The organism is Vibrio sp. 1288 (assembly GCF_033344475.1).
Genome location: NZ_JAWPOX010000617.1, coordinates 1 through 659, shown reverse-complemented (window position 1 = coordinate 659; position 659 = coordinate 1). Strand labels below are relative to the sequence as shown.

Genomic DNA, 659 nt, shown 5'->3' with positions numbered 1-659 from the left:
AACCCATTGCCGGAAAGGTTCACAAGCGATGCCACATGGATCTTCACAGCCAAGCAGATCGGCGATTTCGCTCAGTGTCTCTTCTGTGGCTGCGGGCACAATGCGGTCAACCATAGTGCAAGGGAAGGTGACGTTGGTTTCAATCCAGTCGCGCAATTCAGGGTCAAGCAGTTGAGCGAATTCCAGTACCGCTGCTTTTGCTACGTGACCGTTCTCTTGCACGTTATCGCAAGACATCACGGTAAATGGCGTTAGGCCGCGTTCACGGCGCATCTTCAGTGCTTGCACGATGTAACCTAGTGCCGATTTTGGCTCCGTTGGGTTGGCAAGGTCAGCAATGACTAGCGGGTTGTTTTTATCAAGCGTGCCCGTTGCAGGGTCGGTGCAGTAGCCTTTTTCGGTAATCGTCATTGAAACGATCGCCACTTGTGGCTCGGCCATTTTTTCGAGAACAGTTTCGATGCTGTCCAAATGTGGGTGCAGTGATTCCGTCACCGAGCCAATCACTTTGACTTCGGTCGATTCTGCGCCTTTTTCTGCCACTGTGTAGAGGTGATCTTGCGCGCGCAGCGATTGAATTAACTCTTCACCGCCAAATAGGTTGATTTCGCAAATGCCCCAATCCGAGCCCGTTTTGCTCAGCATTTCATTGGTGAACA

The 659-nt window shown here is 51.6% G+C and carries 1 pseudogene; it reads right to left on the bottom strand.

Annotated elements, in window-relative coordinates:
* Nucleotides 1–659 (bottom strand): annotated as a pseudogene (locus tag R8O11_RS28370) (fructuronate reductase); the annotation flags it as partial.